The sequence below is a fragment of the Streptomyces sp. NPDC051822 genome, from assembly GCF_044452745.1.
Classification (GTDB): domain Bacteria; phylum Actinomycetota; class Actinomycetes; order Streptomycetales; family Streptomycetaceae; genus Streptomyces.
Window position 1 is genome coordinate 630,621 of record NZ_JBITBZ010000003.1, and the last position, 13,167, is coordinate 643,787.

A 13,167-nucleotide genomic window follows, 5' to 3' on the forward strand; every position below is an offset into this window, starting at 1 on the left:
CGCGGGATCGGTGGTCAAGGACCGGCAAAATGTAGCGCACGCGTCAACAGCGCCCGCCGCCCGCCCGGGAATCGGGCGGGCGGCGGTCGCGCGGAGCCGCTCCGTCAGGCCCCCGGCGGCAGGTCCTTCGCGCGCGTACGCACCCGGAAGGCCGTGACGATCTCGACCGCGCCGACGGCCACGAGCCAGATCCCGCCGAGGAGGGCGAGCACCGCGGCGGACTCCAGCGGGGACACGATGAGCACCACGCCGGCGAGGGCGTTGACGATGCCGAGGAAGACCTGCCAGCCGCGCGCCGGAATCGTGGGGTCGGAGGCCGCCGCGATGGTCTGGGTGATGCCGCGGAACAGCCAGCCGATGCCGATCCAGAGGGCCAGCAGCAGAACCGACTGCATCGCGCCCCGGAAGCAGAGCAGACCGAGCAGGATCGAGAAGGCGCCGCTGATGAAGGCCATGACCCGCAGCGCGGTGCTCGCGTGCGTACCGAAGGCGGCGACCAGCTGCATCACGCCGCTGAACAGCAGGTAGAGGCCGAAGAGCGCACCGGCCACGACCAGGGAGGCGCCGGGCCAGACGAGGACGAGCACGCCGAGCACCAGCGACGCGATTCCCGCGACGAGCAGCGCCTGCCAGGCGGCGCCCGCGAGCGCGCCCAGCGGGCCGGGCGGTATGTCCTGCTGACGCGGGCGGTCATGAGTCTGAGTCATGGACGGGAGACGTCCTTTCGTTCGGCGGTGACGGCCCTCCCACTAAAGCAATGGTGGACAAACGCCGCAAAAGGTGACTCGTACGGCGCATCCACCCGGTGCTCCGAGGGGCGCGTCCGGGCCAGGGCGACCACAGTGGACGGCGTACGTGTCCACCCGACCGCCCCGCTCGTCCACCCTCTGCACTGGAGAAACACATGGGTCACCTCAACCGACGCGATCTCGGGCTCCTCGTGCTGCGGGTCGGCACCGGTGCCGTGCTCGCCGCCCACGGCACCCAGAAGCTCTTCGGCTGGTTCGGCGGCGGCGGCATCGAGGGCACCACCAAGGCCATGGAGGCCATGGGCTTCCGGCCCGGCCGGGAGAGCGCCGTCGCCGCCGGTCTCGGCGAGGCGGGCGGCGGGGTCATGCTGGCCCTCGGCCTCGCCACCCCCGCCGCCGGCGCCGCGGCCGCGGGGGCCATGGCGGGCGCCGTCGCCGTCCACGCACCGGCCGGCTTCTTCGCCCAGAGGGGCGGTTACGAGTACCCGGCGTTCCTCGGCTTCGTCGCCGCGGCGATCGGCGTCGCGGGCGCCGGACGGTACTCCCTCGACCACGCCACCGGGCATGTCGTCGACCGCCCCTGGGTGGTGGCGACCGCGTTCGTCGGCACCGCGCTCGCCGCCGCGGCCGTGGTCGGCCGCCGCGCGGAGGAGCAGGCCGCCGCCGCGGACGAAGGGCCGGAGCCGGAACCCGCGTAACGCGCCGACCGCCGGGGAGGGTTAGGCTCGCCGCAGAGGAAGGGACGGCCGCCGCGCATGAAGATCGATCTGACGGACACCGACTCCAGCAAGATCAACAAAGCGATCCTGAAGGGCCGCAGGGCCGTCGGCACACCCGCCGTCGGCGCCGTGCTCACCCTCGTCGTCGTCACGGACGAGGAGAACGCATACGACTCGGTCAGGGCCGCCAACGACGCCTCACGGGAACACCCCTCCCGCACCCTCGTGGTCATCAAGCGCCACGCCCGCTCACCCCGCGAACGCCACGAGACCCGGCTCGACGCCGAGCTCCGGCTCGGCACCGACGCGGGCTCGGGCGAGACGGTCCTGCTCCGGCTCCACGGCGAACTCGGCGCCCGCGCCGACTCCGTGGTCCTGCCGCTGCTGCTGCCCGACGCCCCCGTCGTCGTCTGGTGGCCCGTCGACGCCCCGGAGGTGCCCTCCAAGGACCCGCTGGGCGCGCTGGCACAGCGCCGCATCACCGACATGTACGCGGTCGAGGACCCCCTCGCCGCCCTGGAGACCCGGGCCGCCTCCTACGCCCCCGGGGACACGGACCTCGCGTGGACCCGGCTCACCCCCTGGCGCTCGATGCTGGCCGCCGCGCTCGACCAGGCCCCGCTGGCCGTGACCTCGGCCGCCGTCGAGAGCGAGGCGGAGAACCCCAGCGCCGAACTCCTCGCCCGCTGGATCGAGGTCCGGCTCGGGGTCGCCGTCGACCGGATCGTCACCGACGGCCCCGTCGTCACGGCCGTCCGCATGGGCACGGCGGACGGCGAGATCCGCATCGACCGGCCGGAGGGCCCGGTCGCCAGGCTGGAGATCCCCGGCCAGCCCGGCCGGGTCCTCGCCCTGAAGGTGCGCAGCACCGCCGAGCTGATCGCGGAGGAACTGCGCCGGCTCGACCCTGACGACGCCTACGCGGCCGCTCTGCGGGGCCGCGCCTGACCTCCGCGACCGGGCCCCGGGGCCGGCGGGATCAGCCGCGCAGCCTCCTCGGCAGCCAGCTGAGCTGGGCCGCCTGCTGGAAGGCGCCGCCGCCCTCGTGGTCGTTGAAGTCGTAGACCTCGATGGCCTTGTCGTCCTCGGCGTACGCGTTGAACGCCGCGAACACCGTCGACGGCGGACACGTCAGGTCCTCGAGAGCCGTCGAGAACAGGGCCGGGGCCGTGGCGCGGGCCGCGAAGTGGACCCCGTCGAAGTAGGCCAGCGTCTCCTGGACCTGCCGCACCCGGCCGCGGTGCGTCTTCAGGTAGTTGCCGACCTCGCGGTACGGGGTGCGGTCCGTGACCGTCGTCGCCCGCGGGAAGTCGCACAGGAACGGTACGTCCGGCACCACCGCCACCAGGTTCCGTACCAGGCCCGCCACGGCCAGCGTGATCCCGCCGCCCTGACTGACACCGGTCACCGCCGTGCGGCTCGCGTCCACCAGCGGGTGCGAGCGGGCGGCCTCCACGGCACGCACCGCGTCGGTGAAGAGCCGCCGGTAGTAGTAGGTGTACGGATCCTCCACGCCGCGCGTCATGAAGCCGGGGAACGACGGCGCGCTGCCCACGGGATCCGGCGTGTCACCGGTCGCCCAGCCGCTGCCCTGCCCCCGCGTGTCCATCACGAAGTGGGCGAAACCGGCCGAGGCCCAGAGCAGATGGGTGTGCGGAAGCCCGCGCCCACCGCCGTACCCGAGGAACTCCACCACCACGGGCAGCGGCTCGGACGTACCGGCGGGCAGCAGGAACCAGCCCTTCACGGGCTGTCCGTCGAAGCCGGCGAAGGTCACGTCGAACGCGTCGACCGTGGAGAGCCCCGTCGGTACGGCCTCGAAGCGTGCGCCCAACTCGTGTGTCCGCGCCTCGCCGAGGGTCTTCGCCCAGAAGGCGTCGAAGTCCTCCGGTTCCACGGACGCGCTGCGATACGTGCGGAGTTGGTCGAGGGGCATGTCGAACCGGGTCATGAAAACCGCCTGGGAGGTCGCCTGGTGAGAGAGGTCATGTTCGAAATGTCGACCGGTCGTACCCGGCCCTCGCCACCCTACGTGGAGCCGCTCGGAGCGCGTCGGTCACGCCGGGCACCCCGTCAGGTATCCGCCAGACACCCGTCTCCGCCGCGTTGTCGCCGGTCGGAGCGGTCTCCGTGGCATCCTCGGACGAACTGCCCACAGCGCGAACGACTGTGGCGCCTCGTCCTGCGCGGAGGGACACCATGCTCATCAGCCACGCCGTACGTCACCAGGTCCTTCGGGTGACGCTCCACCGCGATCTGGACGTCACCAACCGGGCCGCCGGCGCCCTCCAGATCCAGGCCCTGGTCCAGGCGCACCGCCCCGTCCGCGTGGTCATCGCCGTCCCGAGCGCCGACCCCACCCCTGCCACCCTCAGCACCCTCGCCCGCGCCCACCGCATGTGCGCGAGCCTGGGCATCCCCCTCGCCCTCAGCGGCGCGAGCGCCCGCACCCGCCGCCTCCTGGACGTGACCGCCGAGTGACCGGGGCCGCCGGCCCCCGGTGGGCGCGGCGACGATCCGAGACGGCCCCGCCCGCCCTGGCGGCTCACGGGAACAGGCTTCATGGGGATTTCATCGGGCTTGCAGGGGCTCGGGGAAGAGTCGGCGGCGTAGTCCCGGGGCCGTGCCGCAAGGCTGCGCCGCGACCCGGCGCACGCAACGAGCCGCCCTGACCCGTCCCACGGCGAGGCTGTTCGCATCGTCGTAGGGGGAACCGCATGTCGCAGTCGCACGAGCCCTGGTACAGGCACCGCCCGCCGCCTTGGCCCGCGCCCGACAATCCGTACGCCCCCGAGGGCTACGGCCCGCCACCGCTCCGCCCGCGCAGGCGACGATGGCCGGTGGCCGCCGCGGTCCTCGCCCTCCTGTTGCTCGCGGGCGCCGGCGTGTACGTCCTCGGCGAGCGCTCGGGAGCGGACCGGGCGAGAACGGACAACGCCGGATCGAAGAGCCCCGCCCCGCCGACCACGGCGCCGACGGCGAGCGCCCGCCCCACCCCCACGCCCTCCCGCATCCCCACCACCGCGGAGATCGCGCAGCGGCGCGAGCCCGGTGAGGCGAGCGCCTGGATCGTCGACGACCGCACCGACCTGCCCCGCCGGAACATCCCGACCGAGGACCTCTGGATCGTCGGCGACACCGTCGTCCAGGCCGTCTACAAGAGGATCGTCGCCCACCGGCTCGGCGACGGTGCCCAGTTGTGGAGCGTCGCCCTGCCGACCCCGGTCTGTGAGACCCCGGTCAACCCGACCCCCGACGGCAAGGTCGTCATCGTCCTGCAGAACGTCGAGGCCTGGACCGGCGCCCGGTGCGACCAGCTGCGGATGATCGACCTGCGCACCGGCAGGACCGGCTGGCACAAGCGGCTGACGGAGACCGGCGCGGGGGACGACACGATCATCGTGGACAGCGCGATCAGCGGCGGCACCGTCGCGATCGTCCAGAGCATGAAGGCGGCCGCGTACAAGGTCGCCGACGGAAGGAAGCTGTACGACATCCCCATGGAGAACCCCGGCAAGTGCTACCCCGGCAGGGTCGCGGGCGGCAGCCGGCTCCTGGTGCTCGCCGACTGCGCGATCACCGCGCTGGACAAGGCGTACGGCCAGGTCCGGGAGATCGACCCGGCCACGGGCAAGGTCCGCTGGCGCTACCGGACCGAGCCGGGCCGCACGATCGGACAGGTGCTCTCCGTCGCCCCGGCCGTGATCACCACCGTGCACCGGGAGACCCACGCCGACGACTGGCGGATCGTCGCCCTCGGACCCGACGGCCGGGCACGCAGGACCATCGACCCCCGGGGAAAGGGCTTCAAGCACTGCGGTGACTCGGTGGACACCTCCGCCGACGCCCAGGACTGCCGGGAGGCCCTCGTCGGCGGGGGACTCGTACTCCTGGGCGGCGACGACCGCGTCGGAGCCTACGACCTCACCACCGGGAAACTGGTCTGGGGCGTGAAGTCGGAGGAGACCTCGTACGGCTACTTCCCCCTGCGCGCCGGAACGGGGAAGACCGGATTCGTCTACCAGGTGGGCACGCTCAGCACCCCCGGGCGGGTCTTCCGGGTCGGTCCGGGCGGCGCCGACTCGGTCAAGGACGTGCTGAAGCTTCCCGCGTCCACCGCGAGGGCCGAGTTCGGGATGGGTGCCGTCGGGGAGAACGCCTACGCGGGGGACCGGCTCGTCCTCGCGCCCGCGGGCCTGAGCGGCGACGACGCTCAGCACGAACCCCGCATGCTCTCCTTCGCTCCCTGACCCCGGGGCGGCCCGGGGCGGTCCCGGCGCGGGGCCGTCCCGACGCCGACGTCCATGTCGGATTCCTGCCAGAAGTCGGGCACGGAGCGGTGTTTGACTACGTCCATGACCATCGCGCAGCCGGACAACGTCCGCCTCTTCCGCTCCCTGCACACCTCGGCCGCACCCCTCGCGCTCGCCAACGCCTGGGACGTCGCGAGCGCCCGCGTCATCGAGGCCGCGGGCGCCCCCGCCATCGCGACCACCAGTGCCGGTGCCGCCTGGTCGCTGGGATCTCCGGACGGCGACATCCTGGCCCGCGACCGGGCACTGAAGCTGATCGCCCGCATCGTCGCCGCCGTCGCGGTGCCGGTCACCGCCGACATCGAGGGCGGGTACGGGAAGGACGCCGCCGACGTCGCCGAGACCATCGCCGGGGTCATCGCGGCGGGCGCCGTCGGCGTGAACATCGAGGACGGCGCCCGGCCCCCGGCGGAGCTCGCGGCGCGGCTGGCCATGGCCCGGCGGAGTGCCGACCGGGCGGGCGCGGACCTGTTCCTCAACGCCCGTATCGACACCTACCTGTCCGGGCTCGGCGACCCGGACACCCGGCTGAGGGAAACCCTGGCCCGGGCGCAGCTGTACGTCGACGCGGGCGCGGACGGCATCTTCGTACCCGGCGTCACCGACACCGCCACCATCACGGCGCTGGCCAGGGACATCTCCGTGCCGCTGAACGTCATGGCCGGCCCCGGCGCCCCGGGCGCCGCCGAGCTCGGTGCGCTCGGCGTGGCCCGCGTCAGTCTCGGCTCGGGCGTGGCGCAGGCCGCCTACGCCGCCGCCCGCCGCGCCGCGCGGGACCTCTTCGGCACCGGCGGCTACGACTCCCTCGCCGAAGGCATCCCCTACGCGGAACTCGACGCGCTGCTCTCCGGAACCCACTGATCCGCGTCGCGGACGTCGACACGCGGAAGGTCTACGACGCGGCGGGCCCGACGGCTCCGTAGAGATCGGCGGCGAGTCGGTCGAGCGCGACGTACCGCGCCGAAGGCGACGGATTCCCCGCCGAGCGTGGACAGCGCGACCTGGGGCGGGTCGAGGCAGAGTCCGGACAGCTGTGCCCGCAGGGGTTCGGCCAGGGTGTCGCCGACGCGCGAGTACCCGCCGCCGATCACCGGCACGTCCGGGTTGCGTCAGGATCACGGCGGCGGCTCCCTGCGTCGGACCTCGCGCGAACCGGACGCCCGGCGTGGCCCGGTCGCTGTCACCGAGGCCGTTCTCGCCTTCCCGGCGGCCCTGCGCGATGAGGGACGACAGCGCCTCGCCGAGGGGCGCCCCGGCTCTCCCACCCCCAGCGCTCACCCTGATCACGACGCGGGGCGACGCGTCCAGAGCGCCGGGCCGATCCGGCCGCTGCCGAGGGGCACGATCAGGGGCGCCAGGCCTCGACGGCGGCCGGGAGCCGGGTGACCACCCCGTCGCCCAGCTGCTCGAACTCCCCGCGCAGGAACGGCGCGGCGAGCCTGGCCAGACCCTTGAACCGCAGCGACGCCCGGTAGGTCAGCACCGTCGACGACCCCTGCTCGGTGAACCGCAGGTCGTCCAGCGCGGTCACCGTCCTGTTCTCCCCGACGAACACCAGCCGGTCGGATTCCCGCACGACGAGCTCGTACCGCAGCTCGGTGGTGCGGCCCCGGAACCGCGAGGTGTTCAGCCACCGCGCCCCCGGCCGCACGAGTCCGTCGTCGAGCCGTACGCAGCGGAGGGTGCCGGGATCCCACTCCTCGGTGCGGGAGAAATCCTCCAGGTACCCGACGACCTCGGCCCGCGGACGCCCCACCCTGATGACCCGCTCCACGGTGATCACCGCACGGCCCTCCTCTCGCATGGCGCCGCCGCCCGCGACGGCCCCGGTCATCCAGGGCTTCCGGACCCGCGGTCGGATCGGATGCACCGGTCGGGCCGCGGACGGCGCGGATTCGATGCGGCTTTCAACGTTTGAATGCGCGCCGATGGCGTAGAAGCATGTGCGGAAGACGCAGGCAACGGAAATCGGCTTTTCGCTGCCACCGCCCGCCGTTCGGTGACCGGGAGGAGAAGGCCGTGACATTCGGATCGCGCCGCCACGGTCGCTGGAGAAGGCGTCGGGCGTGGGCCCGATGGACTCCGGGCGCTCTCGTTCGCCGAGGTGCCGTGCGCGTGGCGAAATGGGAGCTCCGCCTGATGGCCTGGAGCGTCCGGACGTCGTTCCGGGCGGCATTCCACGCCGCGCTGCCGACGGCGGTCCGACGCAGGCTGTAGGGCTCGGGAGTGGGCCGGTACGAATACAGCAGGATTCACGACACGGGACGGAACGAATCATGGGAATAATCGCCTGGATAATCCTGGGGCTTCTCGCGGGCATCATCGCCAAGATGTTGATGCCCGGAAAGGACCCGGGCGGCTTCATCATCACCACGCTCATCGGTATCGTCGGAGCCCTGCTCGGCGGTTGGCTGGGCAAGGTCATCTTCGGCGTGGACTCCGTCGACGGGTTCTTCGAGCTGTCCACCTGGATCGCCGCCATCGTCGGATCGTTCATCCTCCTGGCGCTGTACCGGCTCTTCGCCCGGCGCAGGTGACGCCCTCCGCGGCCCGGCATCCCTCCGCCCCCTGCCGGCCGCGCTGCTGCCCCCGACCGCTCCTCTGCGGTCGGGGGCAGCAGTGTGCCGAGCGGGCCGAGGTCCGGACCGTGCCGTCCGACGCGGGCCGGGTCGGGGTTTCAGACCACCGGCCCGGCCCGTCCTGGATGCCCGGTTTGCCTTCCTGGGTCAGGGGCACGCGGACCTCCATGAGCCCGCGCCCTCCAGGGCCGGGACGGAAGAGCGCGACTCCGAGAGAGAACGCGAAAGGGTGAGAACCGATGTCGATCGGAATCGTCCTGGCCGTCGTCGCGGCCGTCGTCGTGGTCGGGTTCGCCGCCGGTGTGGCGGTGGACCGCCGACGGCGCTCACGACTGCGCGACCGCTTCGGGCCCGAGTACGAACGGGCCGTGGAGGCGACCGGCAGCAGACGCGCCGCGGAGCAGGAACTGGACGCCCGCGAACGCCGCTTCGCCGATCTGGAGATCAAGCCGGTGCCCGGTGAGGCGCGGGAGCAGTACGCACGGCGGTGGGTGCGCGTCCAGGAGGAGTTCGTGGACCGGCCCGAGGCCGCCGTCCACGACGCCGACGAACTGGTGGCGGCCCTGATACGCGACCGGGGTTACCCCGACGTGGGCCACGAGCAGCGGCTGCGCGACCTGTCGGTGCGGCACGGCCGCACCCTTGAGTACTACCGGGCGGCCCTGGACGTGCACGCGATGAGCACCCACAACGCCGCCACCACCGAACAGCTGAGGGGCGCGATGATGCACTACCGCACCCTCTTCGACGACCTGCTCGCCGACGGCGAGCCGACCGGCACCCGCCGGTCCTGACACGGAGGCAGGAGAGATGCGACACCACGAGACGTCCGAGCGCACGACCCGGGCGCCGGGTCGACGGCACGACGCGGACCCGACGGGCGAGTACCCCGAGCGGTCGGAGGGTCGCCCCGGGCCGGCTGACCGCCCCGAGCCGCGGACCGGACAGGGCCGGGACGGCCCCGGCCGTCCCGGGCCCGCGACGACCGGGGGTGACGCGGTGCACCCGCCGGAGCACGGCCCGACGGCCGCACCGACCCCGCCCCCGCACGACCAGGTTCAGCAGGGCGGGACGCAGCCCGACCAGCCTCAGCATGGTTCGCCGCAGCCTGGGGCGTCGCAGCCGGGTGGGCCCCAGCAGGGCCGGCCCCGGCACGACGAGCTCCGACAGGGCGCGCCGCAGCGTGATCAGCCGCAGCCCGGCCGGCCCGGGCACGATCAGTCCCGGCCCGGCGGTCCCGGCGGCCCGCCGCCCCCGCCCGCGGAGTCCCCGCAGGTACCGGCTCAGAGGACGCCTGCCGCGTACCCGCAGGCCATGCCCCAGACCCCGCCCGCTGCCTCCGCTCTCCCGGGCCCGGCGCCCGCGGCCCGCGACGGTCATGCCCGGCACGCCGCCCCCGCCCCGCAGGAGCGGTCGCAGGGGTCGGACAACGGACGCGTCGCGCGACCCGGCGCCGCCGGAGCGGACGCGGAGGGGATCCCCGATCTGCTCGGCCCGGCCGAGGAAGGGGAGTTCCGTCGCCGCTGGCACGAGGTCCAGGGCCGGTTCGTCGACGACCCCCGCCAGGCGGTCCACGCGGCCGACGTCCTCGTCGGGGACGTGATGAGGACCCTGGCGGACACCTTCGCCCGGCACCGGCACACCCTTGAGGGGCAGTGGAGCCAGGGGCTGGAGGCCGACACCGAGAGCCTGCGCCTCGCGCTCTGCCAGTACCGCGCCCTGTTCCAGCGCCTGTTGTCCACCTGACGCCCGGGGGTCCCCCGTTCCCCTGCCCGGCGGTGCGATCGGCCTCGCGGCCCGCACCGCCGGGCCGGCGGCATGTCCGGCACCGCTTCCCCCAGGACCTCCGGCGCTCCTGGCCGTACGGCGTCTGCCCGCGGCGGCGGCGGTACCCGCGTCGCGCACATGCCGTACGCACGCCGACGCCCCGCGCGGTACCTCGCGCGGGGCGTCGGCGGCCCGGCCGTGAGGGCCGGGCGAGCAGGCGTCAGCGGTGGCGCAGCCTGCCCAACAGGCGGCGTGCCTGGGCGCGCCTGCGCGGGTCGGCGGTGGCGCGGCGAAGGGACGCCGCCGCGCCCCGGCCCTGCGGGCTGCGGGCGAATCGCTTGATGCGGTCCAGCAGTGCGGTCATGGGATTCTCCTCCGATGTCGAACGCGCGGGACGGTTCCCGAGAGGGCACCACCTACCGGAAGTCCGCGGGGAGGAGGCCGGCGTACCGCCTCCGGTCTCGGCCTCGGGCAACGCCCCCGCCGGACTTCCGTGTCCTGGTACTCCGTGTTGCCCCAAGCGGCCGTCTCACACCCCGAGGGTCTGATCGACCCTCAGCCGAGGTTTCTCAGAGGGTCGTTCGCGGGGGCTGGGGCGGCGCCGGTGCGCTCGTCCGGGTTCCGTCCCCCGCCCCCGTCCCGGGGCGGGGGCGCCGCCTCGCCGGCGGGCGCGCTGCCCAGCGAGCCGGTCAGCGTGAGCCCGAGCGTGACGAGGGTCGCCGCCAGGGCCCGCCCGACGGCGGGCCGCCCCGGCCCGGCGGCGGAGGACCGGCGCGGCCGGGGCGACCGGTGGTACCGGTGCGAACGGTGGACCCCCGCCTCCCGGGCGCCGGGTGCGGTGGCGGGCGCGGAGGCGCGTCCCGCGGTCCTCGGGTCGGCGAGGATCCGGGCGCAGGTGGCGGCGTCCGGGCGGGCCTCGGGGGATCGGTCGGTCATGGCCGTGAGCAGGCGGGCGAGATCCGCCGGGAGACCGGACGGCAGCACCGGAGGGCGGTGCAGGTGCGCCAGCGCCGCCTCCAGCGGCGCTCCGCCGTACTCCGCCTCGCCCTTGAGGGTTTCGAGCAGCACCAGGCCGAGGCTGTACACGTCGGCCGCGGGCCCCGTCCTGCGGCCCAGGGCCTGCTCGGGCGCCATGTAGGAGGCGGTGCCGACGAGGGCGCCCGCGTCCTCGGGGGCGTCGTCCGCGGCCTCGACGCGCAGGGAGATGCCGAAGTCCGTGAGGTGCGGGGTGCCCGACCGGTCCAGCAGGATGTTCGACGGCTTGACGTCGCGGTGGACGACGCCGTGGGTGTGCGCATGGGCGAGGGCCGAGGCCAGGGCGGCCCCGGTCCGGCAGGTCTGGGCGGGCGTGAGGACCCCGCGGGCGATCCGCCGCCGCAGCGTCGTCCCCCGGACGAGCTGCATCACCAGGAACGGCCGGTTCTCGTCGCGGCCCGTGTCGTAGACGGTCACCAGGCCGGGATGGTGCATCCGGGCCAGCAACCGGGCCTCCTCGCCGCACTGGGCGTCGGTCCGGCGGGCTCCCGCGGGCTGGAACACCTTCACCGCCACGGGGCGCCGCAGCCGCAGGTCCAGCGCCTCGTACACGTCCGCCGCGCCGCCCCGGCCAAGGAGGCGGTCGAGCCGGTAGCGCCCGGCGACGGTACGGGCCATCCACGTGGTGTCCGGATGTACGGCCCTCGTTCGAAGCTGCATCGGGGGCTCCCTGGGGGTGTGGCCGGCCCTCTGCCGACGGGCCGGGAGTCGGGTGCGTCGCCCGCCGGTGCGTGCGCGGGCCCGCGGCTGAACGCGTGCCCCCTCCGTCCATGAACATCCCCTGGAAGACGGCGAATCGACGGCTCCGGCGTGCTCACGGGACAGGAGGGGCCCCGTCCGAACGTCTCCGGGGACAGCGGAATGATCCCGGGAGACCCGGGTACGCGGACGCTGTCCAACCCTCAGGGGAGGAGCAACCAACCATGGGTCTGGGACTGTTCATCATCATGATCGCCGTCGGCGCGATCCTCACGTTCGCGACCGACTGGGAGCTCGAAGCGGTCGACCTCGATCTGGTCGGCCTGATCCTGATGGGCGTCGGCCTGCTCGGGACCGCCGTCTACACCAGCGTTCTGCGCCGCCGCCGGATGGTAGTCCCGCCGGTGGCACCGACGGTCGCCGACGACGACCGTCGGGACCTGCTCTGAGGCGGCCCGCACGTCCGGCGCCGCGCCCTGCACGAACACAGCGACAGAGGAGTGACAGCGATGAGCGACCATCTGTGGTCCTTCAGCACCGAGTCCGGCCACCTGGCGGGCACCGACCTCACCGGGTGGCGCGTCGAGGCCACCGACGGGCACATCGGCAAGGTGGACAAGCACTCCGACGAGGTGGACGCCTCTTATCTGGTCGTCGACACGGGCGTCTGGATCTTCGGCAAGGAGGTGCTCATCCCGGCGCGGGCGGTGACCCGCGTCGACCTCGAGGAGCAGACCCTCCACCTCGCCCTGTCGAAGGAACAGGTGAAGGACTCGCCCGAGTTCGTCTCCGAGAAGCACCTCGCGGACCGCCAGTACCGCGAGGAGATCGGCCAGTACTACCACAGGTCCTGGCCGTTCCCGGGAGGCATGGGCGGCGTCTGACGGGCCGCCGGCCCGCACCGGTACGCACAGCGCGCAGCAGCACGTCCCCGACGGGGAGACGATGCGACCGCCCCGCTCGGGACCCTCCCGATGCGGGGCGGTCGCATGTCGCGGAGCCCGGAGCCCGGAGCCCGGAGCCTGGAGACGGTGACCGTGCCGCCGGCACCGATCACCCGGGCCCGTCCGTCGGTGACGGGGTCGTACGCCGTGTCGAGCCGGCCGGTGGGCCGAGCGCGTTCGAAGTCCCAGCGGTTCACGCGGGTCCGGGTGGCATGGATCCCGATCGGCGGGGCATGCGGGTGTCGAGCGATGGGACGCTCATGCCGGACGATCCACGGTTCCCCCCCCTTGCCGTGGCTCGGCGGCACCCGCGAGCGGCCCGCACCCCGTGGGGGTGCGGGCCGCTCGCATGCCGCCCCGAG

15 protein-coding genes are annotated in these 13,167 nt (G+C 73.9%); 10 read left to right on the forward strand and 5 right to left on the reverse strand.

The features are described from left to right. Nucleotides 1-104 precede the first annotated feature (104 nt). On the reverse strand, nucleotides 105-707 hold the full coding sequence (locus ACIA8N_RS13335; RefSeq protein ID WP_365780352.1) for an HdeD family acid-resistance protein: 603 nt from the start codon (nucleotides 705-707) through the stop codon (nucleotides 105-107). Between the two features lie 197 nt (nucleotides 708-904). Between ACIA8N_RS13335 and ACIA8N_RS13340 the strand changes: the two genes are divergently transcribed. Both ACIA8N_RS13340 and opcA read left to right on the forward strand, forming a co-directional pair. After that, entirely contained in the window at nucleotides 905-1,447 is a 543-nt protein-coding gene (locus ACIA8N_RS13340) for a DoxX family membrane protein (RefSeq protein WP_365780353.1), read from the forward strand. A 57-nt stretch (nucleotides 1,448-1,504) separates the two neighbouring features. Next, a complete protein-coding gene (opcA, locus tag ACIA8N_RS13345; protein WP_365780354.1) occupies nucleotides 1,505-2,416 on the forward strand; it encodes a glucose-6-phosphate dehydrogenase assembly protein OpcA in 912 nt (303 codons plus the stop codon). A gap of 31 nt (nucleotides 2,417-2,447) precedes the next feature. On the opposite strand, the gene ACIA8N_RS13350 is transcribed toward opcA, so the two are convergent. Beyond that, entirely contained in the window at nucleotides 2,448-3,419 is a 972-nt protein-coding gene (locus ACIA8N_RS13350; protein ID WP_365780355.1) for an acetylxylan esterase, read from the reverse strand. A 248-nt stretch (nucleotides 3,420-3,667) separates the two neighbouring features. Between ACIA8N_RS13350 and ACIA8N_RS13355 the strand changes: the two genes are divergently transcribed. The 3 genes from ACIA8N_RS13355 (at nucleotide 3,668) to ACIA8N_RS13365 (ending at nucleotide 6,642) form a co-directional block, all read left to right on the forward strand. Further along, entirely contained in the window at nucleotides 3,668-3,949 is a 282-nt protein-coding gene (locus ACIA8N_RS13355) for a hypothetical protein (protein WP_365780356.1), read from the forward strand. A 236-nt stretch (nucleotides 3,950-4,185) separates the two neighbouring features. After that, on the forward strand, nucleotides 4,186-5,718 hold the full coding sequence (locus ACIA8N_RS13360) for a PQQ-binding-like beta-propeller repeat protein (RefSeq protein WP_365780357.1): 1,533 nt from the start codon (nucleotides 4,186-4,188) through the stop codon (nucleotides 5,716-5,718). 105 nt (nucleotides 5,719-5,823) lie between these two features. Continuing rightward, entirely contained in the window at nucleotides 5,824-6,642 is an 819-nt protein-coding gene (locus ACIA8N_RS13365) for an isocitrate lyase/phosphoenolpyruvate mutase family protein (protein WP_365780358.1), read from the forward strand. A 484-nt stretch (nucleotides 6,643-7,126) separates the two neighbouring features. On the opposite strand, the gene ACIA8N_RS13370 is transcribed toward ACIA8N_RS13365, so the two are convergent. Continuing rightward, the gene (locus tag ACIA8N_RS13370) at nucleotides 7,127-7,615 is read right to left on the reverse strand and encodes an SRPBCC family protein (protein ID WP_399416289.1); all 489 of its coding nucleotides are present in this window, start codon (nucleotides 7,613-7,615) and stop codon (nucleotides 7,127-7,129) included. Nucleotides 7,616-8,057: 442 nt separating this feature from the next. Here ACIA8N_RS13370 and ACIA8N_RS13375 point away from each other — a divergent pair, with 442 nt between their 5' ends. The 3 genes from ACIA8N_RS13375 (at nucleotide 8,058) to ACIA8N_RS13385 (ending at nucleotide 10,106) form a co-directional block, all read left to right on the forward strand. Further along, a complete protein-coding gene (locus ACIA8N_RS13375; RefSeq protein ID WP_030552740.1) occupies nucleotides 8,058-8,318 on the forward strand; it encodes a GlsB/YeaQ/YmgE family stress response membrane protein in 261 nt (86 codons plus the stop codon). Nucleotides 8,319-8,599: 281 nt separating this feature from the next. Then, nucleotides 8,600-9,154 carry a hypothetical protein gene (locus ACIA8N_RS13380; RefSeq protein WP_365780359.1) on the forward strand — a complete coding sequence of 185 codons (555 nt, stop codon included), beginning with the start codon at nucleotides 8,600-8,602 and terminating at the stop codon, nucleotides 9,152-9,154. A gap of 520 nt (nucleotides 9,155-9,674) precedes the next feature. Beyond that, the gene (locus ACIA8N_RS13385) at nucleotides 9,675-10,106 is read left to right on the forward strand and encodes a hypothetical protein (protein WP_365780360.1); all 432 of its coding nucleotides are present in this window, start codon (nucleotides 9,675-9,677) and stop codon (nucleotides 10,104-10,106) included. 241 nt (nucleotides 10,107-10,347) lie between these two features. On the opposite strand, the gene ACIA8N_RS13390 is transcribed toward ACIA8N_RS13385, so the two are convergent. Together ACIA8N_RS13390 and ACIA8N_RS13395 are read right to left on the reverse strand one after the other, a co-directional pair. Further along, nucleotides 10,348-10,491 carry a hypothetical protein gene (locus tag ACIA8N_RS13390; protein WP_365780361.1) on the reverse strand — a complete coding sequence of 48 codons (144 nt, stop codon included), beginning with the start codon at nucleotides 10,489-10,491 and terminating at the stop codon, nucleotides 10,348-10,350. Nucleotides 10,492-10,682: 191 nt separating this feature from the next. Beyond that, nucleotides 10,683-11,822, reverse strand: coding sequence for a serine/threonine-protein kinase (locus tag ACIA8N_RS13395; RefSeq protein ID WP_365780362.1), 1,140 nt, complete (start codon nucleotides 11,820-11,822; stop codon nucleotides 10,683-10,685). A 263-nt stretch (nucleotides 11,823-12,085) separates the two neighbouring features. On the opposite strand from ACIA8N_RS13395, the gene ACIA8N_RS13400 reads away from it, so the two are divergent. Together ACIA8N_RS13400 and ACIA8N_RS13405 are read left to right on the forward strand one after the other, a co-directional pair. Further along, entirely contained in the window at nucleotides 12,086-12,310 is a 225-nt protein-coding gene (locus tag ACIA8N_RS13400; protein ID WP_365780363.1) for a DUF6458 family protein, read from the forward strand. A 60-nt stretch (nucleotides 12,311-12,370) separates the two neighbouring features. Then, nucleotides 12,371-12,745, forward strand: a complete 375-nt coding sequence (locus ACIA8N_RS13405) for a PRC-barrel domain-containing protein (protein ID WP_365780364.1) — start codon at nucleotides 12,371-12,373, stop codon at nucleotides 12,743-12,745. The last annotated feature ends 422 nt before the right edge of the window (nucleotides 12,746-13,167 follow it).